Origin of the sequence: Mediterraneibacter sp. 210702-DFI.3.120, assembly GCF_020561005.1 — a bacterium.
Taxonomy (GTDB): Bacteria; Bacillota; Clostridia; order Lachnospirales; family Lachnospiraceae; genus Mediterraneibacter; species Mediterraneibacter faecis.
Genome location: NZ_JAJCNG010000015.1, coordinates 36,765 through 59,226, shown reverse-complemented (window position 1 = coordinate 59,226; position 22,462 = coordinate 36,765). Strand labels below are relative to the sequence as shown.

The window sequence follows — 22,462 nt, the reverse complement described above, 5'->3', positions numbered from 1 at the left end:
CTTGTTTTACATACGACTCAACGTACTATTATGGTATGCGGAACTAAAAGTTACATCTTTACCCAGCCATTCTGGTGCGGGATAGGCGTTAGCTGTTTCTTCGTCCGGGAATTCGATTTCGGCGAGAATCAGTGGAGCAAGGTCATCATGGAAGATATCTAATTCAAGAAAAAGCGGAGTGGAACAGAAGTCTGCGTTTTCCGGGCAGACACAACTCATAGGAATGACATAGCGTGTTTTATGAATGATGCGTCCGTCGACTTTTTCTTTTAGATGCTCATAACTTTCTTTGGTAAGAGGAAGGTTATATTCTTCACGGGCCATAAGCCCCTTGGATTTGTAGGTGAGAACATAATCGTCATCCTCTCTGCGTATCCTTACGACAGGAGCAGTACACAAGTAGCCTTGTTCCAGTTCTTTGTGCGGATGATTGAAAGGAGAAAATGGCAACTCCTCAAGTGTTTGTATTAAAAATTTGCGTTCTATTTCCATAACTAAATATTCCTCCGGGATGGTGATTGTTTATACTATAATAATATGAAGTGAGTGTCAAAAGTAAATTTTGCCACTCACTGATGTAACCGGATTGCTCCATTGCTATGCAATTCCCACACTTACATCATAATACGTGAAATATAAAAAGGCAATGGTGAGATGAGTACTATCTTGACTTGACGAACGACTTATCCACGCAGTAAAATGAAATCATTGTTGAGATATCATCGGAAAGCGAGGAAGTATTGGATGAAGAAAGTAGTTGTATTTTTAGCAGACGGTTTTGAAGAAGTAGAAGGTTTAACTGTAGTGGATCTTTTGAGAAGAGCAGGAGCGGTTGTAGAGACAGTCTCTGTTATGGGAAAACTGCAGATTGACGGAGCACATGGAATACAGGTGGAAGCGGATGAATTGTTTGAGAAAGCATTTTTTGATGACGCAGAACTTCTTGTACTTCCGGGAGGTATGCCGGGAACACTGCATCTAAAAGAGCATAAAGGTCTGGCAGACTTACTTTGCAAGTTCAATGAAAAGGGAAAGAGAATCGCAGCAATCTGTGCAGCTCCGACTGTATTCGGAGCACTTGGATTGTTGAAAGAGAAAGCAGCATGCTGTTATCCGGGGATGGAAGAACAGCTGAATTGTAAAGAAGCAAAGTTCTGTTCCTTTGTCACAGATGGAAATATTACAACAAGCCGTGGTGTGGGAACAGCGATACCATTCGCACTGGAACTGATCCGTCAGCTTTTTGGCAATGAAAAAGCTTCTGAAATAGCAGAATCTATTGTATATAAGGAATAAAATCAGAAAAAGTAGTCAGAAAAATGTAAAAAAACATGTAAAAGATATAGGAAAGTGGAAAAAACACTGGAAATATGAGACTTTATATGCTATACTGTTTCAATGACTGCGAATGTATACTTTTAAGAAATTAATTCGTTCGATAAGTAAAGAATTTGCTTATAAACAAGGAGGAAGAAAATGAGTTTACAGGTAGAAAAATTAGAGCATAATATGGCAAAGCTGACAATCGAAGTTTCAGCTGAAGAAGTAGAGAAGGCACTGCAGGCAGCTTACTTAAAAGAGCGCAGCAAAATCAGCCTTCCGGGATTCCGTAAAGGAAAAGTTCCGCGTCAGATGATCGAGAAGATGTACGGACCGGAAGTATTTTATGATGAGGCAGCAAACCGCATGATCTCTGAGGCATATGCAAAAGCATATGATGAGAGTGAACTTGAGATTGCTTCCCAGCCGACAATTGATATCGTTCAGCTTGAGAAGGGAAAATCATTCATCTTCACAGCAGAAGTTGCAGTTAAACCGGAAGTTAAACTTGGAGAGTACAAAGGACTTAAAGTTGACAAATATTCTACAAGAGTAACACAGAAGGAAGTTGACGAGGAGATCGAGAAGGTTCGTGAGCAGCACGCAAGAATCGTTGAGGTTACAGACAGAGCTGTAGCAGATAAAGATGATGTTACACTTGATTTCGAAGGATTCGTTGATGGTGTTGCATTCGAAGGCGGAAAAGGTGAGAACTATCCACTGACAATCGGATCTGGTTCTTTCATTCCGGGATTCGAGGAGCAGCTGATCGGAGCTGAGATCGACAAAGAAGTAGAAGTTAAGGTTACATTCCCAGAAGATTATCATTCAGAAGATCTGAAGGGTAAAGAAGCTGTATTCAAATGCACAGTGCATGCAATCAGAGCAAAAGAGCTTCCAGAAGTAGATGACGAGTTCGCATCTGACGTTTCCGAGAAGGCTGAGACACTTGATGCTTACAGAGCAGAAGTAAAGGCTCAGATTAAAGAGCGTAAAGAGAACGAAGGAAAGGCTAAGAAAGAAGATCAGGCTGTAGAGCAGGCAGTTGCTAATGCAGAGATCGATCTTCCGGAACCAATGGTTGACCTTCAGGCTAAGCAGATGGCTGATGACTTTGCACGCCGCATTATGCAGCAGGGACTCAGCGTAGAGCAGTACTTCCAGTTCACAGGTCTCTCAGAAGAGAAGATGATGGAAGAGCTTAAGCCACAGGCTGAGAAGAGAATCAGAACAAGACTTGTTCTTGAAGCAATCGTAGCAGCAGAGAATATTGAAGTATCTGATGAGCGTCTTGATGAAGAGTTAGCTAAGATGGCTGAGTCTTACAAGATGGAAGTTGAGAAGCTGAAAGAGTTCATGGGTGAGAACGAGAAGAAGCAGATGAAAGAGGATATTGCAGTACAGGATGCAGTTACTCTGATCGTTGATGCATCTGTAGAAGGCTAATCATTTATTAGATTTCTTGAGAGGGTGCGCCTGTATATCAGGTGTGCCTTTTCTCTTTCTATAAGAAGTGAGAGGATGAGGACTGATTCGGGAGTAAGGATCAGAACAATAATTATGCGTTGCTGGTAATAACTATTGCAAATAGCGACAATCATATAGAAAAGGAAGGATAGCATATGAGTTTAGTACCTTATGTCATTGAGCAGACAAGCCGCGGAGAGCGTTCCTATGATATTTATTCAAGACTTTTAAAGGAGCGTATCATTTTCCTCGGAGAAGAAGTAAATGATGTGTCAGCAAGCGTGATCGTTGCACAGCTTCTGTTCTTGGAGGCAGACGATCCGGATAAGGATATCCAGCTGTATATTAACAGCCCGGGAGGATCTGTAACAGCAGGTCTGGCAATCTACGATACAATGCAGTACATCAAGTGTGATGTTTCAACAGTATGTATCGGTATGGCAGCCAGCATGGGCGCATTCCTGCTTTCCGGTGGAAAGAAAGGAAAGAGATTTGCCCTTCCGAACGCTGAAATCATGATTCATCAGCCATCCGGTGGTGCACAGGGACAGGCAACAGAGATTCAGATTGCAGCAGAACATATTCTTCGTACAAAGAAGAAATTGAATGAGATCCTGGCAGCAAACACAGGAAAGCCGCTGGAAGTGATCCAGCAGGATACAGAGCGTGACAATTTCATGTCTGCAGAAGAGGCGAAAGAGTACGGTCTGATCGACGAAGTAATAGTAAACCATTAATTGGTTATTGAGGTGACAGAATATGGCAGGAAAAAAGACTGAGGATATCGTAAGATGCTCGTTTTGTAATAAGACACAGTCCCAGGTTCGTAAGATGATCGCAGGACCGAACGGAACCTATATCTGTGATGACTGTGTTGCTATTTGTACCGAGATTATTGAGGAAGAATTAGATTTTAATGACAGAGCTGCACTTGACGATATTAATCTCCTGACACCGGAAGAGATGAAAGCTTTTCTGGACGAATATGTGATTGGACAGGATGAGGCAAAGAAAGTTCTTTCTGTTGCAGTTTACAATCATTATAAGAGAATTCTGGCAGAACAGGATCTTGGAGTAGAACTTCAGAAGAGTAATATCCTGATGCTTGGACCAACAGGATGTGGTAAGACACTTCTGGCACAGACACTTGCGAAAGTCCTGAATGTTCCATTTGCAATCGCAGATGCTACAGCACTGACAGAGGCAGGATATGTAGGAGAGGATGTTGAAAATATTCTCCTTAAGGTGATTCAGGCAGCAGACGGAGACATCGAGCGTGCAGAACACGGAATCATTTACATTGATGAGATTGATAAGATCACAAGAAAATCAGAAAATCCATCCATCACACGAGATGTTTCCGGAGAAGGTGTTCAGCAGGCACTTTTGAAAATCATCGAAGGAACAGTTGCGTCTGTTCCACCGCAGGGCGGAAGAAAGCATCCACATCAGGAGTTGATCCAGATTGATACAACGAACATCTTGTTTATCTGTGGTGGTGCTTTTGAAGGAATCGATAAGATCATTGAGACAAGAATCGATAGAAAATCAATCGGATTCAATGCAGAGATCGCATCAAAACATGAGTACGATATGGATGTACTTCTTCAGGAAGCACTTCCACAGGATCTTGTAAAGTTTGGTTTGATTCCTGAGCTGGTCGGAAGACTTCCGGTGACAGTATCATTGGATCTTCTGGATAAGGATGCATTGATACGCATTCTTACAGAGCCAAAAAGTGCGATTGTAAAACAGTATCAGAAGCTTCTGGAGCTGGATGGCGTGAAGCTTGAATTTGATAAAGATGCTCTGTTAGAAATAGCAGAGACAACATTGAAGCGTAAGACAGGTGCGAGAGGTCTCCGTGCGATCATGGAGAATATCATGATGGATACGATGTTTACAGTACCGTCAGATAAGACAATCAAGGAATGCCGCATTACGAAGAAAGCGGTTCTTGGAGTGGAAGAACCGAAGTATACTCGTGATAGTGAGGATAGAAAATCATTCCTGACATCTGAGAGCAAATAGTAACTGGATACAGGAATCCTGCAAACAGTTGCGGAGTATAAAACGAGGCGGGAGTGATGGGAGTACCATCCTACCCGCCTTTTCTAACGAGGAGGAATTGAATTGGACAACGAGACAAGAAGTCTCCCTATGGTTGCCTTAAGAGGATTAACAATCATGCCGGAGATGATCGTTCATTTTGATGTGAGCAGAGAACGCTCCATCGCTGCAATTCAACAGGCAATGGTTGAAGAGCAGGAGATATTTCTGGTTGCCCAGAAATCAATAGAGACAGAGAACCCCGGACAGGACGATGTCTATGAGATTGGAACAGTTGCATCTGTGAAGCAGCTGATCAAGCTGTCAAAGAAAGTTGTAAGGGTTCTCGTGGAAGGAAAGAACCGTGCGGTTCTTAAGAAAATTGAAGAGACAGATCCTTATCTTCGTGCAGAAGTAGAAGTTCTGGAAGAACAGGAGATCACGATTCCGGATGATCTGAATGAGGAAGCAATGATGCGCGGATTGAAGGAAATTATTACAGAATATGCAGCAAAGAATGGAAAGATTTCCAAAGAATCTGTTGCAGAAATTCTTGATATTACGGATTTAAAACGTCTGGTAAATGAAGTGGCTGCGAATATTCCATTGAAGTACAAGGATCAACAGGAACTTCTGGAAGAGCTGGATTTCTGGAGTAGATATGAGAAATTATCATTGAAGCTTGTGAATGAGATGCAGATCATGGAGATCAAAGAAGAACTCCAAAGGAAAGTAAAAAATAAAGTAGATAAGCATCAAAAAGAATATCTTTTAAGAGAACAGCTGAAGGTGATTCGCGAGGAATTAGGTGAAGATACTACATTTTCAGATGCAGATGAGTTCGAAGAAGCATGTAGCAAATTAGATGCACCGGAAGAAGTAAAAGAAAAGCTCCATAAGGAAATTGGACGGTTTAAGAACACGATCGGTTCTCAGGCAGAAAATGGAGTGATCCGTACTTATATTGAGACAATCCTGGAGATGCCGTGGAATAAATGTGCCGAAGATAATACAGATATTAACTATGCGAAAGAAGTTTTAGAGGCAGATCATTATGGATTGGAACAGGTGAAAGAAAGAATCCTGGAATTCCTGGCTGTCAGAACACTGACACAGAAGGGAGAGAGCCCGATTCTTTGTCTGGTGGGACCTCCGGGAACAGGTAAAACTTCTATTGCCAAGTCCCTGGCACGTTCTCTTAAGAAACCGTTTGTGCGCATTTCTTTAGGAGGAGTACGTGACGAAGCTGAGATTCGCGGTCACCGCAAGACTTATGTAGGGGCAATGCCTGGAAGAATTGCAAATGGAATCCGTACAGCAGGTGTGAAGAATCCGGTACTCCTTCTGGATGAGATTGACAAAGTAAGTACAGACTATAAAGGGGATACGTTCTCTGCACTTTTGGAAGTACTGGACAGTGAGCAGAACAGTAAGTTCCGCGATCATTATCTGGAAGTGCCACTGGATCTGTCAGAGGTTACATTTATCACAACAGCGAATACCTTACAGACGATTCCAAGACCACTCCTGGACAGAATGGAGATCATCGAGATTACAAGTTATACAGAAAACGAGAAACTTCATATTGCAATAGAACATCTGATTCCAAAGCAGCTGGAAAAGCATGGGATTACAGACGAACAGCTCAGATTTAGCAAGAAAGCAATTTGGAAGATCGCACATAACTATACGAAAGAAGCAGGTGTTCGTCAGTTAGAACGCGAAATCGGAAATATTTGCCGTAAGGCGGCGAAAGAGCTTCTTACAACCGAGAAAGAGAAGATTACTGTGACAGATAGAAATCTTCATAAATTCCTTGGAAAAGAGAAATATTCTTATCAGATGGCAAATGCAGCACCGGAGGTCGGTATCGTACGTGGACTTGCGTGGACAAGTGTCGGAGGAGATACGCTTCAGATTGAGGTGAATGTAATGCCGGGCAAGGGAGAAATCATGCTGACAGGACAGCTTGGAGATGTAATGAAAGAGTCCGCCCGTGCCGGAATCAGTTATATTCGATCTGTAAGCAAAAAATATGCAATCGCAGAAGATTTCTTCGAGAAGCATGATATTCATGTGCACATTCCGGAAGGTGCAGTTCCGAAAGACGGACCATCAGCCGGAATCACAATGGCAACAGCAATGCTTTCTGCTGTGACAGGCAAGAAAGTTCGCGCAGATCTCGCAATGACAGGAGAAATCACCTTGAGAGGTCGTGTGCTTCCGATTGGAGGATTGAAAGAAAAACTTCTTGCTGCTAAAAATGCAAGAATACAGACCGTGCTTATTCCAAAAGAGAATACAGCAGATGTGGAAGAACTTTCTTCTGAAATTACAAAAGGTCTGGAAATCATTCCGGTTGAGACAATGGAAGAAGTCTTAAAGAAAGCACTGACAAGATAAAAAGATTGCTTCTGACAGCAGATTGCAATAAAATAGAATGAAAGGAGGAGTAAACGACATGGTCATTAAAAATATAAATCTGGAAACAGTTTGTGGAATCACAAGCGTTCTTCCGGAAAACGATAAGCCTGAGATCGCATTTGCGGGAAAATCAAATGTAGGAAAATCATCACTGATTAATGCACTGATGAACCGTAAGTCTTATGCAAGAATTTCAGCAACACCGGGAAAGACACAGACAATCAATTTCTATACGATTAATGAGGAAATGTATCTGGTCGATCTCCCAGGGTATGGATACGCAAAGGTTTCTGAGCAGGAAAAGATTCAGTGGGGAAAACTGATCGAGCGTTATCTGCATACATCAAAACAGCTTAAGGCAGTATTCCTTTTGATCGATATCCGTCATGATCCATCTGCGAATGATAAAATGATGTATCAGTGGATCCTGGATCAGGGATATCAGCCAATCATTATCGCAACAAAGCTTGATAAGATTAAACGCAGTCAGGTACAGAAGCATATTAAAATGCTGAAGACAGGTCTGCAGCTTGTTCCTGGAACAAAAGTAATTCCATTCTCATCCCAGACAAAACAGGGAAGAGATGAGATTTGGGAATTGATTGAGACAGAATATCTCGGATATGGAAATGACGAGGGGGCAGAGGATGACAAATAAGCGCCCATACTGGCAAGTTGCCGTAAGCTTGCTTTTCAGCATAGCAGCAACAGTTGGATTTATACTGATCGGATGGAAATTACTTGGATTTCTCATGCCGTTTGTGGTTGGATGGATCATTGCATCCATCGCCACACCGGTTGTTAACTGGTTAGAAAAACGTTTGAAGATCAGAAAAAAATTAGGCTCCGCATTGATTATTATCGGAGTCCTGGCGTTGATGGGGACGCTGGGCTACTTTGCTGTCAGTTGGCTGGTTTCAGAAGTCAGCAGTCTGATCAAAGACTTCCCGGAAATGTATGTGCAGCTCGAAAAAGGACTCCATCAAATTGGAATTTCTATGTCCGGAATTTTTAGCAAACTGCCGGATGGAATCCAGAATGGATGGACGACAACTGTTGCGAATTTGGATGACACGATGGGAAATCTGATGTCAAAAATCAGTGAGCCAACGGTAAGTGCCGCAGGAAATATCGCAAAGCGTGTGCCAAGTTATCTGGTATCAACAATCGTTGCGGTTATGTCTTCTTATTTCTTTATCTCAGAGCGAGAAGAAGTTGTGACATGGGTCAAACAGATTGCGCCAAAGTCAGTAACTGAACGAATGATCATGGTGATAGATAACCTGAAATATGCGGTTGGTGGATATTTCAAGGCACAGTTTAAGATCATGGGAATTGTATTTTTGATTTTGGCTGTAGGACTTGGATTTTTGAGAGTCCATTACTTTGTATTGTCTGCATTTTTGATCGCATTTCTAGATTTCCTACCATTTTTTGGAACAGGAACTGCGATGATTCCATGGGCTATATATGCAGTCTTTATGGGAGATTATAAACGTGCGATTATGCTTGTTGTGATCTATGCAATTACGCAAATTGTCAGACAGCTGATCCAGCCGAAGCTTGTCGGAGACAGTGTCGGATTGAATCCGCTGGTTACACTGCTTTTGATTTATATTGGATATCGAATTGGTGGTGTGATCTGGATGATCCTTGCTGTTCCGGTTGGTATGGTCATTATAAATATGTGTCAGGCCGGTGCGTTTGATTATATTTTTGATGATATAAAGACGCTGATTGTCGGAATCTTGAAATTAAGAGACGAAGAGTAGTGTAGTTAAGAAACAAGGAAGTAATTGAAAGGAGAAAAATATATGAGCAATTATGATGTAATTATTATCGGTGCAGGACCTGGGGGAATCTTTGCAGCTTATGAGCTGGTAGAGAAAGCACCGGAATTGAAGGTGGCGGTATTTGAAGCCGGCAATCCACTGGAGAAGAGAAAATGCCCAATCGATGGAAAGAAGATTAAGAGCTGTGTGAACTGCAAGACATGCGCGATTATGAGTGGATTCGGTGGAGCAGGAGCATTTTCAGATGGAAAATACAATATCACAAATAATTTTGGTGGAACATTGTATGAGTATATCGGTAAAGAGACAGCAATTGAGCTGATGAATTACGTAGATGAGATCAATGTGAAATTTGGTGGTGAGGGTACAAAAATGTATTCCACATCAGGAACACATATTAAGAAACTCTGTATGCAGAATAAGCTGAATCTTTTGGATGCATCTGTTCGTCATCTTGGAACAGATATCAACTATGTTGTTCTTGAGAATCTCTATGCAAAGTTGAAAGATACTGTAGAGTTCCGTTTTAACTGTCATGTAGATGATGTGGAAGCGATTGACGGCGGATATCGCGTGATTACAAAGGATGGTGTAGATGAATGTAAGAAATGTATCGTTTCTGTGGGAAGAAGCGGAAGTAAATGGATGGAAAAAGTATGTGAAAATCTCGATATCACAACAAAATCCAACCGTGTAGATATCGGAGTTCGTGTGGAACTTCCAGCAGTTATTTTCTCACACCTTACAGATGAACTGTATGAAAGCAAGATTGTCTACAGAACAGAGAAGTTTGAAGATAAAGTCAGAACATTCTGTATGAATCCGAATGGAATCGTTGTAAATGAGAATACAAACGGAATCGTTACAGTAAACGGACATAGCTATGAAGATCCGGCGAAGCAGACAGAGAATACAAACTTTGCGCTTCTTGTGGAGAAACATTTTTCAGAGCCGTTCAAAGACAGTAATGGATATGGTGAAAGTATTGCACGCCTGTCTAATATGCTTGGAGGTGGCGTTCTTGTACAGCGCTTTGGTGATCTGATCCGAGGAAGAAGAAGTACACCGGCACGTATTGCAGAGAGTTTTCTGACACCGACACTTTCCGCAGAACCGGGAGATTTGAGCCTTGTATTGCCGAAACGTATTCTTGATGGAATCATTGAGATGATCTACGCTTTGGATAAGATCGCACCTGGAACAGCAAATGATGATACACTGCTCTATGGTGTAGAAGTTAAGTTCTACAATATGGAAGTGAAACTGGATGAACATCTTGAAACAAAACACAAGGGCCTGTATGTGATTGGAGACGGAAGTGGAGTGACACATTCATTGTCCCATGCATCAGCAAGTGGTGTGTTCGTAGCAAGAGAGATTGCAGAAGAAGTGTAAATTGATAGAAGTTAATAGTTAAAATAAAGGGGAGTTTTTCATTTGCAGAAATTACATGAAGTGTGTTTGTGTATTGCAGGTGAAAAACTTCCCTTTTTTCTTATGTATAAAAAAGAAACTTGAGTTTTTGTTGTTTTTACAAATAAAACAGTTGGATTTTGTTGATTCTTAATTAAAGCGTGTTGAGATTTATTGGAATCTCCTTGACAGAAAGGCATATAGATAGTATTATTTATAGTAAGAGAGTTTATAGCTGAGACTGGGTTACTGTTCACTCCCGTGTCAATCACTTCGCTGATTGACACGGAGGATGCATGTTTTGGCTTGAATGCATCTCGCCCCATCGCCAAAGGCGATTTAAAATGGCGAGATGTGTTGCTGGTCACATCGTGTGAACAGTAACGAGACTGGCTGTGAACAGAGAATGTTAGTGGATTAACATACAGGATTGTATGAATGAGAATTACAGAATCTATGTGAAAGAGAGGAACTGACAGATGGCGAATGATCACGGAGAACAGATTAGAATTGTACAGGAAACAGTTGCAGGTAAGGAGATTACATTTGCACATGTAATGGGAGGTCCGGCTCCGATTATTTATCAGAAACTCGGATTAAATCCACATCTGGATTATCGTTCTTCTGCAATTGGAATTATGAATATGACTCCACCGGAGTCAGCAGTTATCGCATCTGATATTGCAGTGAAAAGCGGTAATGTTTATCTTGGATTCGCAGACCGTTTTACAGGCACACTGATTATTACAGGAGAGATTTCTGATGTTACATCTGCATTGACAGAAGTTGTGGATTATTTCAGAGATTCTCTTGGTTATGTAGTCTGTGATATTACAAAACGATAGGAAGTGCGCTTATGGAACGGGAACGTATAACGAGAGAAGAGCTCATGGAGCGTCTGTTTCATGATGACTATGAGAATCTGAAAGGAAAGAAGCTTCGTATGACTCGTGTGCGCGTGCCGGGGAAGGAAGTCTGCATGGCGCATATTATCAGTAGATCAGATGAGGTTATTTACCAGAATCTGGGATTACATATTGGAACTCATGAAGGTGAGGATCACACAGGAGAGTCTATCGGACTTCTGCGTTTTACACCGTGGGAAGCAGTTGTGGTTGCTGCAGATGTAGCATTCAAGAGCGCAGATGTTGAGATTGGATTTATGGACAGATTCTGCGGGACACTAATTCTGACCGGCGGATTGACACAGGTACAGACAGCGGTGGAAGAAGTAGTTCGATTTTTTAATGAGAGACTTGGCTTTGCAGTGTGCGAGGTTCATAGAAGTTAAGAAGACAGAGGCGTAACAGGATGAAAAAGATATTTTTGATGGGGAGAAGTGAAGCGGGGAAGACTTCACTGACGCAGGCTCTTAAGGGAGAAGAACTGCATTATGTGAAGACACAGTATACGAATACAGAAGATGATACGATCGACTCTCCGGGAGAGTATGCAGAGTCTAAGCATTTCAGTGTTGGACTTGCCTGTTTTTCATTTGAGGCAGACGTGATTGCTATGGTGCAGGCTGCAGATGAACCGTTCAATCTGTTCGGACCTGGAAGCAGATGTTTTATCCAACGTCCATTGATCGGAATCATTACAAAGATTGATTCACCGTACGCAAATGTTGATATGGTGAGACTTTGGATGAAGAATGCCGGATGTGAGCGCATTTTCGAAGTAAATAATAAGACGCGGGAAGGTATCAAAGAGCTCATGGATTATCTGAATGAGCCTGTGGAAATACTGACATTGGATCGTGCCAGATATAAACAGTCATTGGGATTGAATGACTGGGATCCACTACCGGAAGGAGTAGAGTATCCGGATGGCATGTAGATATCAAAAGATTAAGGTGACTGTTCAGAGCCAACCTTCAAAATGCTACGCATTTTGAAGGTGTGGCGTATCCGCCAAATAAAATTTCAAAAACCGTCTTAAAAATGCAAGCATTTTACATCTATTTTTGAAATTTTGCTTGGCTCTGAACAGTTACAAATTAAGAAAAATATCCCTCTTGAGATATTTCTGGAAGATGAAATATGCTATAATGATTATGTAGCAATCAGTTCGATCAACAGAATGACATCAGGAGGGATTTTTATGTTGTGGACAAGAAGTGAATTAAAGGGAAGAGCAAAGTTCCTGTTGAAACAGAATTATTGGTATTCTGTTCTTGCAGCATTGATTTATACATTTCTTTTGGGAAATGGATTTACGCATTCTTATAATGTACTAAAAAATAAGAATAGTGAGGTGGAAACTTCGATACAAGGTTTTCATCCGATCCTAATGTTTGGGATTGCAGCAACTGTAGCAGTTGTGGTTGTAATTTCATTTATTGTATATCTGGCTATTGCCTATTTCCTATGGAATCCAATGACTGTCGGCTGTTGTAAATTTTTCAAAAATGGAAGAGACGGAAGACAGGATGTGAAAGATATTTTCCGTATGGTAAGAGATTGCAATAAGACAGTACGTATGACGATGCTTCTGAAAACAATTTATCTTACATTGTGGTCACTGTTATTTATTGTTCCCGGTGTGATCAAAGGATATGAATATGCAATGGTACCGTATCTTCTGCTTGACCATCCGGAGATGAGCAGACAGGAGATTTTTGCGGAGAGCAAACGAATGATGATGGGGAATAAATGGGATGCGTTTGTGCTGGATCTTTCCTTTATCGGCTGGAATTTGCTGGGGGCATGTACGTTTGGAATCTTAACTTTCCTTTATGTAAATCCGTATCAGTATTATACAGAGGCAGAGTTGTATCATGTGCTGAGAGATAGAATGTAAATATAGATTCATTCATATTATGAAACTTAGAATAAAAAGTTCACGGCTGGTTGTATATGATCAGCTGTGAGCTTTTCTTTTGCAAAATAAAAATAGAAGACAACTTAATATTTTCTATTGACATTAAAAACCAATGTGATAAACTTGTTTATGTGGGAACTGTTCACAAATGAACAATTCACTGGTAAACAGTTCCTGCGTGTGAAGATAGAAAGGAGGATTACAATTTTGTGTGAAGAACATTTTCATATCGGTCCACAGGTACATAAAATGGATCGTTCCATTTCAAAATTACTTGAGGCGAGAGTAAAAGCGGAAGGGTTGGATGAAGTAACCCTTATGCATGGATGGATTTTGCGTTATCTCTATGAACATCAGGATGCAGAGATTTATCAGAAAGACATAGAGAAGTATTTCGGAATCTGCCGTTCGGGAGTAACGAATATCATTCAGGCTTTAGAGAAGAAAGGACTTGTCTGTCGTGCTTCGGTTGCGAGTGATGCAAGGTTGAAAAAGGTTATGCTGACAGAGGCAGGACGCGAAAGTCACGAAAAGCTTGGAGAGATTTTCAAGCGAATGGACGCAGAACTGGAAGAAGGAATTACCGAAGAAGAATTACAGGCATTTTTGAGAGTGACTCATAAGGTTCATCTCAATCTAAGAAAAATGAGAGGAGAGAATTCATGATTCGTACTTTATTAAAAGAAGTAAAAGAGTATAAGACAGCATCGATTGCGACACCGATTTTCATGATTCTTGAAGTTTTATTTGAGACATTGATCCCGTTTTTGATGGCATCGATCATTGATAAAGGGGTTAATACGGGTGATATCCACCACATTTATAAAGTGGGTGGAATCATGATCGTAGCAGCATTTTTAGGCCTGCTTGCCGGAATGGCGGGAGGACGTTATGGAGCAAAGGCTTCTACAGGTTTCGCAAAGAATTTGAGAAATGCAATGTTTGATCGGATTCAGACATATTCGTTTGCAAATATTGATCATTTCAGTACAGCAGGACTGGTAACGCGTCTGACAACAGATGTAACAAATGTGCAGAATGCGTATCAGATGATGTTACGTATGATGATGAGAGCACCGGCAAGTATGATATGTGCGATGGTGATGGCACTTGCAATCAATGCAAGGCTGGCAAGTATTTATCTTGTGGCAGTCTTGATTCTTGGAATTATTTTGTTTTTTATTATCCGTCATGCAACTGCATATTTCCAACAGGCATTTCCGAAATATGACGCATTGAATGAGTCTGTTCAGGAAAATGTTTCTGCAATCCGTGTTGTAAAGGCATATGTAAGAGAAGAGGAAGAGACAAGTAAATTCAAACGCGCAAGTAAGAATATTTATGATATTTTTGTAAAAGCAGAGAAGAATGTTATCTGGAATGCGCCGATCATGATGTTTACAGTTTATACCTGTATCATTTTAATCAGCTGGTTTGGTGCAAAGATGATTGTTGTGGATTCTCTTACAACCGGAGAACTGATGAGTCTTCTTGCCTATTGTATGAATATTCTTATGAGTCTTATGATGCTTTCGATGGTTTTCGTCATGATTTCCATGAGTATGGCAAGTATGCGCCGTATTGCGGAAGTGCTGAATGAAAAAACAGATATTCACAATCCAGAGCATCCGGTATATGAAGTCGCAGACGGAAGCATTACATTTAAAAATGTAGACTTTTCTTATAAGAAAGACAGTGCAGAGAAGGTTCTCAAAGACATCAATCTGGAGATTCGTTCCGGAGAAACGATTGGAATTATCGGAGGAACCGGAAGTGCGAAGACAAGTCTGGTCAATCTGATCAGTCGTCTGTATGACGTCACGGACGGAGAGATTCTGGTTGGTGAAAAAAATGTAAAAGAATATGATCTTGAGGTGCTCCGTAATCAGGTGTCTGTAGTGCTTCAGAAAAATGTCTTATTTACAGGAAGTATTTTAGACAATCTCCGTTGGGGAGACAAAGAAGCGACAGATGAAGAGTGTATCCAGGCATGTAAACTGGCCTGTGCAGATGAATTTATCGAGCGCTTCCCGGATAAATATAATACGCATATTGAACAGGGCGGAAACAATGTGTCCGGTGGTCAGAAGCAGAGACTCTGTATTGCAAGAGCATTGCTAAAGAAGCCGAAGATCCTGATTCTTGATGACAGTACAAGTGCTGTTGATACTGCAACAGATGCGAAGATCCGACGTGCATTCCGTGAAGAGATTCCGGATACGACAAAGCTGATCATTGCACAGCGTGTATCCAGTGTTCAGGATGCAGACCGTATTATTGTGATGGATGAAGGAAAGATTCATGGATTCGGAACACATGATGAACTGCTTGTGTCAGATGAGATTTATCGCGAGGTATATGAGTCTCAGACACAGGGAGGCGGAGATTTTGATGAAAATGGAGGTGAAGCATAATGCGCGGACCAATGGGAAAACCAAAGAATAGAGTGGAAAATCCTGGGAAATTACTTAAACGTTTGATGGATTATATTTTCCGGGATTATAAATTTCACTGCATTATAGTATTCATCCTTATTTTTGTAGGAGTTATTGCAAATGTTCAGGGAACAATGTTCACAAGAGATTTGATTGATAAATACATTACACCGTTTTTATTGTCCAGTGATACACCGAACTTTACACCGCTTGCACATGCAATCGGAAAAGTTGCTTGCTTTTATGGAGTCGGAATCGTGGCAACTTATACTTACAACCGAATTATGATCAATGTGACACAGGGAATGATGATGAACATGAGAAATGATCTGTTCAGTCACATGGAAAAACTTCCAATTAAATATTTCGATACACATGCGCATGGTGATATTATGTCAATCTACACGAATGACATTGATACACTCAGACAGATGGTAAGCCAGAGTATTCCGCAGATTATCAACAGTGGATTTACAATTGTCAGTGTATTTATCAGTATGCTGATCTTGAATATTCCACTGACAGCAGTGACGATGGTTATGGTTGCGATCATGATCTGGGGAACAAAGAAAGCTGCCGGACAGAGTGGAAAATATTTCCTTGAGCAGCAGAAGAATCTTGGTAAGGTCAACGGATATATTGAAGAAATGATGAACGGCCAGAAGGTTGTGAAGGTATTCTGTCATGAAGAAGAAAGTAAGACAGAATTCAAAAAGTTGAATGAGAATCTGTTTGTAAGCGCAGACCGTGCAAATACTTATGCAAACTTCCTCGGCCCTATGAATGCGCAGATTGGAAATATCAGTTATGTAATGTGTGCAATCGTTGGAGGTGCACTTGCTCTTAACCATGTCGGTGGATTTACATTGGGCGGTCTGGCAAGTTTTCTTACATTTAATAAAAGCTTCAGTATGCCGATCAACCAGGTGAGCCAGCAGCTGAATGCGATTGTTATGGCACTCGCAGGTGCGGAGCGTATCTTTACACTTCTGGATGAAAAAGTGGAAGTGGATGAAGGTTATGTTACATTAGTTAATGCGAAAGAAGAGAATGGAAAACTGACAGAAAGTGAGAAACGTACTGGCCGCTGGGCATGGAAACATACACATCAGGCAGATGGTTCTGTTGATTATGTTGAGTTAAAAGGAAATGTTGTATTTGACGGAGTGGATTTCGGATACAATGATGACAAAATCGTCCTTCATGATGTGAAGCTATATGCAGAACCGGGGCAGAAGATTGCTTTCGTAGGTTCAACAGGAGCCGGTAAGACGACAATTACAAATCTGATCAATCGTTTCTACGATATTCAGGATGGTAAGATCCGCTATGACGGAATTAATATTAACAAGATCAAGAAAGCAGATCTTCGACATTCTCTTGGAATCGTATTGCAGGATACACATTTGTTTACTGGTACAGTGAAAGATAATATTCGTTTTGGAAAGCTGGATGCAACAGATGAAGAAATCATTGCAGCGGCAAAGCTGGCAAATGCAGATGGATTTATCCGCAGACTTCCGGAAGGATATGACACGGTGATCACCGGAGATGGAGCAAACTTAAGTCAGGGACAGCGACAGCTTCTTGCGATTGCCCGTGCGGCAGTAGCAGATCCACCGGTATTGATTCTGGATGAGGCAACAAGTTCAATCGATACTCGCACAGAGCGTATTATCCAGGAAAGTATGGACCGGCTGATGCATGGGCGTACTACCTTTGTGATCGCACACCGTTTGTCAACAGTTCGTAATTCTGACTGTATCATGGTACTTGAACAGGGAAGGATTATCGAGAGAGGTACACACGACCAGTTGATTGAAGAGAAAGGTAAGTATTATCAGCTGTATACAGGAAATGCAATATCAGCGTAGAAGAAAGTAGAGATAAAAAAGAACTGAACCCAGATAATTAATGTCAATGGGTTCAGTTCTTTTTGAAATAGAAATCAACGTTCAGTAAAATCTAAAGCTTCATGTGCAAGTTTACGTTCAGCTTCTCCAGCAGAACGGTATTTCAAAAGTAAATTCACTTCATTTTTTGTAAGAAGAATGTCGTTTTCACTATTTTCAATTTTAATACAGAAATAGTTTTTTACTTCAACTGATGATGGATTCTTTGCATTGCAGTACTGAGTGATAAGCGAGTCGACAGAGGTGTGATAGATCCAGGATAGTTCAGCAAGAAGTTGAAGGTTTGGTTCACGTACACCGGTTTCATAATTTGAATAAGCCTGATGAGTGATATGCAGCTTTTTGCCGATCTGAGCCTGTGTGTAGTTATATTGCTTTCTCAAACGCCGTAGATTATCCGCAAGTTGAATATTTGCCATAGTTTCACCTCCGTTTCTATCATCCGTTAAGGTTCAAGGATGTCTTTTCCCTCAATGAGATATTCATAAGAAACGTCGAAGATCTCAGTTAGAGCTTTCAATTCTATGTCTGTAACGTAACGTTTGTTGGTTTCTATTCGTGTAATTACATTTTTGTCCATATCATATCCGCGCAATTGGAGTTTGTAAGCTAAAAGTCTCTGTGACATATGGTGTTGCCGACGAAGTTCAATGAGCCTTTTGCCGATCAGATTCTTCTCTCCGGTAGTAGGTGTTCGTTTTGGCATAGTTCTAATCCCTCCTGCAAATAGTGTGAACAGGTTTGTCTCGTTTTTTGCACTTTTAATGATTTTACATGGAATTGAGTAACCAAATGGTTGGAATAATGAGACAAATGGAAAATAATTGTATGATTTGTAATGATTGATCTCTGAAGATAGTGTATAATGTATTCCAAAGATATTTTAGAGAACTAGGAGAAAACACGCCATGTATGAAATAATGACTGCCGATGAAGCAATCCGGCTGATTCGGGACGGAGACTGTATCTGTGTGAATTCATTTGTCGGAATAGAGAATCCAATTGAACTTCACGAAGCAATTTACAGAAGATACCAGAAGATGCAGTCCCCAACACATCTGACAATGATTTCCAGTGCCGGTTTTGGTGTCTGGGATGATGAACATAATGCAGAAGGATACATCAGAGAGGGTGCTGTGGACAAGCTTATCTGCGGGCATTTTGGAGCAATGCTCAGTACAAAGAAACTGGTTTTAGAAGACCGGTTTGAGGCATACAATCTTCCGCTTGGATGCATTTCACATGCAATCCGTGCACAGGCCGGAGGTCTCCCGGGTGCACTTTCAAAGGTTGGCTTGGATATATTTGTAGATCCAAGAAAAGAAGGGCCTGGAATTAACAGAATCTCAATTGATGATTCACTGGTCAGGCATGTGGAAGTGGATGGAGAGGAATTTCTCTATTATAAATTACCGAAAATTAATATTGCATTGATTAAAGGAACAGCAGCAGACCGAAAGGGAAATATTACTTTTGACGATATGTTTATGTCCGGTGATGCGCTGTCTATTTGTCAGGCAGTAAAAGCGAATCGCGGCAAGGTGATCGTACAGGTAGACCGCCTGGTGGACACCCCGTCACGACCGAGAAATGCAATTATTCCGGGATGTCTGGTAGATGCGATCGTTGTGGCAGAACCGGAAGCAAGAAATGAAGCCTATACAGCACTGACTGGAAGCTTTGAGATTCCATATGAAGAGTGGAACACATGGAGTGAGCGTTTAGATTCTGTCTCAGTGAAACAGTCAAAGAACAATACGGTGGCAAATATCATCGGAAAACGTGCATCGAAGGAATTACGTGTAGATGATATTGTAAATATTGGAATCGGCATTCCGGAGATGGTTTCTCGTTTTGCAAGAAAGAGTGGAATGCTTGATATGGTGACATTGACGGTTGAGTCCGGAGGAATCGGAGGATTTCCGGTTTCAGGAGAAGCATTTGGAGCAATGATCGGTGCGGCATCTGTCTATGATATGGCAAACCAGTTTGACCTTTATGATAATGGTGGTCTCGATGTCTGCTTTATGGGCGCGCTTGAAGTGGATAAAGAAGGAAATGTGAATGCACACCGTGGACCGGGAGCGTTTGCCGGAATCGGAGGATTTGCGAATATCACAGCTAAGACACCAACCGTTGTTTTCTGTTTCAGCTTTACGGCAAAAGGACTGGAAGTTTCACAGAAGAAGGGGATTGTTGAAATTGAGAAGGAAGGTTCTATTTCGAAATTTGTAGATCGAGTCAAGAGTATCAGTTTTTCTGCCAGACGTGCAATCGCAAATGGACAGAAGGTACTTTATGTGACTGAACGCTGTGTGTTTCGCCTGACACCGAAGGGGCTGAAATTGATAGAAGTATATCCTGGAATCGATGTGCAGAAAGATATTTTAGATCTTCTGCCATTCGAAGTGGAAGTATGATATAGAAAATCAATGCAAAATAAGATGAAGATTTGTTAAAATAGTTCATGGACTTCATCACGTTAAATTGATACAATTTATCCACAGGACAACAGAAAGGACATTATTATTATGGAAAAAGGTACAATTTTTAAATTTCATAATGATCTTGATACAGATCAGATCATCGCATCCCAGTATCTGCTTCTGCCGAACTTAGATGAGATGAAAAGTCATACATTTGAATCTTTAGATCCGGATTTTGCGAAAAAAGTAAAACCGGGAGATTTCGTAGTCGGAGGAGAGAATTTTGGTTGTGGATCCTCCAGAGAGCAGGCACCGGGTGTGCTCAAAGCACTTGGAGTACAGGCTGTCATTGCGAAATCATTTGCAAGAATCTTCTATAGAAATGCAATCAATATCGGACTTCCGGTTATTGTCTGTAAGGAACTTCCGGATGAGGTGAAGACAGGCGATACAATGGAACTTCGCATGTCTGACGGAACAGCTGAGGCGAATGGAAAGACTTATTCCTGTACAAAGCTGCCGGAGTATATGCAGAATATTCTGAATCAGGGTGGACTGATCGCTTCACTGAATAAGGAGGACTAGAACTATGGGAATGACAATCGCAGAGAAGATCATCGCTGCTGCAGCCGGTGTGGACAGCGTAAAACCGGGAGATATCCATACAGTAACATTGGACAGAATGATGAGTAATGATGGAACGACGCATCTTACTGTGGATATGTATAATAACAAATTAAAGAATCCTCGTATTGCAGATCCGAAGAAACTGGTATTCATTGTGGATCATAATGTGCCATCAGACAGTCCGAAGACAGCGGCATCTCAGAAGAAAATGAGAGATTTTGCAAAAGAGAACGGGATTGACTTCTGGGAAGGAAAGGGTGTCTGCCATCAGGTTATGATGGAGAACTATGTCCGTCCGGGAGAACTGATCTTCGGAGCTGACAGCCATACTTGTTCTTACGGAGCACTCGGAGCGTTCGGTACAGGTGTCGGATGTACAGACTTCCTTTATGGAATGGTGACAGGACAGTCCTGGGTACTCGTTCCAGAATCAGTGAAATTCAATCTGATCGGAGAACTTCCGGAAGGTGTTTATGCAAGAGACCTGATCCTGACGATTATCGGCCAGGTTGGTGCGAACGGATGTAACTATCAGGTGATGGAGTTCACAGGAGAAGGAGCAAAGACACTGAGCATCAGTGATCGTATCGCACTTTGCAACATGGCAGTAGAAGCCGGAGCCAAGACGGGTATCTTCGAGGCAGATGAAAAAGCAATGGAATATTTGAAAGAGCATGGCCGTGAGCCGAAAGCTGTATTCCACAGTGATCCGGATGCACATTACATCAGAGAGTATACAATCGATTTATCTAAGGTGGAACCGGTCGTGGCAAAACCTGATTTTGTAGATAATTTAAGTCCGGCAAAGGAAGTGCGTGGAATTAAGATTGATGAAGCATTTTTAGGTTCTTGTAATAATGGACGTATTGAAGATCTTCGTGTCGGAGCAGAAGTCATCAAAGGAAAGAAAGTTGCAGATAAGGTCCGTTTCCTTGTTGTTCCGGCAAGCCAGACAATTTACCGCCAGGCTCTTAAGGAAGGACTTCTTGACATTTTCATGGAGGCAGGTGCAATTGTAATGAATCCGAATTGCAGCGTCTGCTGGGGAAGCTGCCAGGGAGTTATCGGTGAAAACGAAGTTCTGATCAGTACAGGAACACGTAATTTCAAGGGTCGTGCAGGACACCCAAGTTCAAAAGTATATCTTGGATCCGCAGCAACAGTTACAGCATCAGCAATTAAGGGTGAGATCGCACTTGCATCTGATCTGTAAGGTGATGGGAACAAGAGATAATTTACACAGAGAAGAACTTATATATTTTGAGGTGAACTATGGATAAATTTACAGGAAAGGTGTGGGTACTCGGAGATGATATCGATACTGATATCATCATCCCGACAGAGTATCTTGCACTGAAAACAATTGACGATATGAAACAGTATGGATTCAGTCCGCTTCGTCCGGAGTTGGCAGGACAGATCCAGAAAGGTGATATCATCGTTGCAGGAAAGAACTTTGGATGTGGATCTTCCAGAGAGCAGGCACCGGAGATCATCAAAGCACTTGGAATCCAGTGTGTGATCGCAAAATCATTTGCAAGAATCTTTTTCCGCAATTCAATCAACAATGGTCTGCTTTTGATCGAGCAGCCGGATCTGCATGATGATATGAAAGAAGGCGACACAATTGATGTCGTGATGAATCAGCATGTAGACTATAATGGCAAAGAATATCCGATCGCTTCTCTGCCGGAGAATCTGATGAGCATCATTCAGGCAGGCGGACTTGTAAAAGCTATGCGCAAGCTGAATGGACTTGAGGATTGAGCAGA

The 22,462-nt window shown here is 41.5% G+C and carries 22 protein-coding genes; 19 read left to right on the top strand and 3 right to left on the bottom strand.

All coding sequences use genetic code 11. The features are described from left to right. Nucleotides 1–6 precede the first annotated feature (6 nt). Nucleotides 7–492 carry a CYTH domain-containing protein gene (locus LI162_RS09450; protein ID WP_227156372.1) on the bottom strand — a complete coding sequence of 162 codons (486 nt, stop codon included), beginning with the start codon at nt 490–492 and terminating at the stop codon, nt 7–9. 252 nt (nt 493–744) lie between these two features. Here LI162_RS09450 and LI162_RS09445 point away from each other — a divergent pair, with 252 nt between their 5' ends. The 15 genes from LI162_RS09445 to LI162_RS09375 all read left to right on the top strand — a co-directional run bounded on the left by LI162_RS09445 (nt 745) and on the right by LI162_RS09375 (nt 17,598). Next, a complete protein-coding gene (locus LI162_RS09445; RefSeq protein ID WP_055148270.1) occupies nt 745–1,296 on the top strand; it encodes a DJ-1 family glyoxalase III in 552 nt (183 codons plus the stop codon). A gap of 180 nt (nt 1,297–1,476) precedes the next feature. After that, on the top strand, nt 1,477–2,766 hold the full coding sequence (tig, locus tag LI162_RS09440; RefSeq protein ID WP_020436459.1) for a trigger factor: 1,290 nt from the start codon (nt 1,477–1,479) through the stop codon (nt 2,764–2,766). Nucleotides 2,767–2,942: 176 nt separating this feature from the next. Beyond that, nucleotides 2,943–3,524, top strand: a complete 582-nt coding sequence (clpP, locus tag LI162_RS09435) for an ATP-dependent Clp endopeptidase proteolytic subunit ClpP (RefSeq protein WP_015529615.1) — start codon at nt 2,943–2,945, stop codon at nt 3,522–3,524. A 22-nt stretch (nt 3,525–3,546) separates the two neighbouring features. Then, nucleotides 3,547–4,818, top strand: a complete 1,272-nt coding sequence (gene clpX / locus LI162_RS09430; RefSeq protein WP_227156371.1) for an ATP-dependent Clp protease ATP-binding subunit ClpX — start codon at nt 3,547–3,549, stop codon at nt 4,816–4,818. 129 nt (nt 4,819–4,947) lie between these two features. Further along, nucleotides 4,948–7,239: an endopeptidase La gene (lon, locus tag LI162_RS09425; protein WP_442919960.1), complete on the top strand. Its 2,292-nt coding sequence runs from the start codon at nt 4,948–4,950 to the stop codon at nt 7,237–7,239. Between the two features lie 58 nt (nt 7,240–7,297). Further along, nucleotides 7,298–7,918, top strand: a complete 621-nt coding sequence (gene yihA / locus LI162_RS09420) for a ribosome biogenesis GTP-binding protein YihA/YsxC (RefSeq protein ID WP_015529618.1) — start codon at nt 7,298–7,300, stop codon at nt 7,916–7,918. Then, nucleotides 7,908–9,032, top strand: a complete 1,125-nt coding sequence (gene ytvI, locus LI162_RS09415) for a sporulation integral membrane protein YtvI (RefSeq protein WP_020436462.1) — start codon at nt 7,908–7,910, stop codon at nt 9,030–9,032. The genes yihA and ytvI overlap by 11 nt, the downstream gene beginning before the upstream one ends. Nucleotides 9,033–9,074: 42 nt before the next feature. After that, on the top strand, nt 9,075–10,448 hold the full coding sequence (locus LI162_RS09410) for an NAD(P)/FAD-dependent oxidoreductase (RefSeq protein ID WP_226901255.1): 1,374 nt from the start codon (nt 9,075–9,077) through the stop codon (nt 10,446–10,448). A gap of 497 nt (nt 10,449–10,945) precedes the next feature. Beyond that, nucleotides 10,946–11,311, top strand: coding sequence for a BMC domain-containing protein (locus LI162_RS09405; RefSeq protein ID WP_020436463.1), 366 nt, complete (start codon nt 10,946–10,948; stop codon nt 11,309–11,311). 11 nt (nt 11,312–11,322) lie between these two features. Next, entirely contained in the window at nt 11,323–11,757 is a 435-nt protein-coding gene (locus LI162_RS09400; protein WP_015529622.1) for a BMC domain-containing protein, read from the top strand. Nucleotides 11,758–11,777: 20 nt separating this feature from the next. Further along, nucleotides 11,778–12,305, top strand: coding sequence for a EutP/PduV family microcompartment system protein (locus LI162_RS09395; RefSeq protein WP_015529623.1), 528 nt, complete (start codon nt 11,778–11,780; stop codon nt 12,303–12,305). 264 nt (nt 12,306–12,569) lie between these two features. Next, nucleotides 12,570–13,268 (top strand): DUF975 family protein, encoded by a 699-nt coding sequence (locus LI162_RS09390; protein WP_227156367.1) that lies wholly within the window; start codon nt 12,570–12,572, stop codon nt 13,266–13,268. Nucleotides 13,269–13,496: 228 nt separating this feature from the next. After that, the gene (locus tag LI162_RS09385; protein WP_226865947.1) at nt 13,497–13,955 is read left to right on the top strand and encodes a MarR family winged helix-turn-helix transcriptional regulator; all 459 of its coding nucleotides are present in this window, start codon (nt 13,497–13,499) and stop codon (nt 13,953–13,955) included. Next, nucleotides 13,952–15,703: an ABC transporter ATP-binding protein gene (locus LI162_RS09380; RefSeq protein ID WP_227156366.1), complete on the top strand. Its 1,752-nt coding sequence runs from the start codon at nt 13,952–13,954 to the stop codon at nt 15,701–15,703. The genes LI162_RS09385 and LI162_RS09380 overlap by 4 nt, the downstream gene beginning before the upstream one ends. Then, nucleotides 15,703–17,598 (top strand): ABC transporter ATP-binding protein, encoded by a 1,896-nt coding sequence (locus tag LI162_RS09375; RefSeq protein WP_227156364.1) that lies wholly within the window; start codon nt 15,703–15,705, stop codon nt 17,596–17,598. Before LI162_RS09380 ends, LI162_RS09375 begins: the two co-directional genes overlap by 1 nt. 74 nt (nt 17,599–17,672) lie before the next feature. On the opposite strand, the gene LI162_RS09370 is transcribed toward LI162_RS09375, so the two are convergent. Next, nucleotides 17,673–18,056, bottom strand: coding sequence for a helix-turn-helix transcriptional regulator (locus tag LI162_RS09370; RefSeq protein ID WP_015529627.1), 384 nt, complete (start codon nt 18,054–18,056; stop codon nt 17,673–17,675). A gap of 26 nt (nt 18,057–18,082) precedes the next feature. After that, nucleotides 18,083–18,343 (bottom strand): helix-turn-helix domain-containing protein, encoded by a 261-nt coding sequence (locus LI162_RS09365; RefSeq protein WP_055161700.1) that lies wholly within the window; start codon nt 18,341–18,343, stop codon nt 18,083–18,085. Between the two features lie 202 nt (nt 18,344–18,545). Here LI162_RS09365 and LI162_RS09360 point away from each other — a divergent pair, with 202 nt between their 5' ends. From LI162_RS09360 to LI162_RS09345, 4 genes are all read left to right on the top strand, one after another. Beyond that, on the top strand, nt 18,546–20,057 hold the full coding sequence (locus LI162_RS09360) for a CoA-transferase (RefSeq protein ID WP_055161697.1): 1,512 nt from the start codon (nt 18,546–18,548) through the stop codon (nt 20,055–20,057). Nucleotides 20,058–20,168: 111 nt separating this feature from the next. Continuing rightward, a complete protein-coding gene (locus LI162_RS09355; RefSeq protein ID WP_015529635.1) occupies nt 20,169–20,648 on the top strand; it encodes a 3-isopropylmalate dehydratase small subunit in 480 nt (159 codons plus the stop codon). 4 nt (nt 20,649–20,652) lie between these two features. Then, a complete protein-coding gene (locus LI162_RS09350) occupies nt 20,653–21,903 on the top strand; it encodes a 3-isopropylmalate dehydratase large subunit (RefSeq protein WP_015529636.1) in 1,251 nt (416 codons plus the stop codon). Nucleotides 21,904–21,962: 59 nt separating this feature from the next. Next, the gene (locus LI162_RS09345; RefSeq protein WP_055148288.1) at nt 21,963–22,457 is read left to right on the top strand and encodes a LeuD/DmdB family oxidoreductase small subunit; all 495 of its coding nucleotides are present in this window, start codon (nt 21,963–21,965) and stop codon (nt 22,455–22,457) included. The last annotated feature ends 5 nt before the right edge of the window (nt 22,458–22,462 follow it).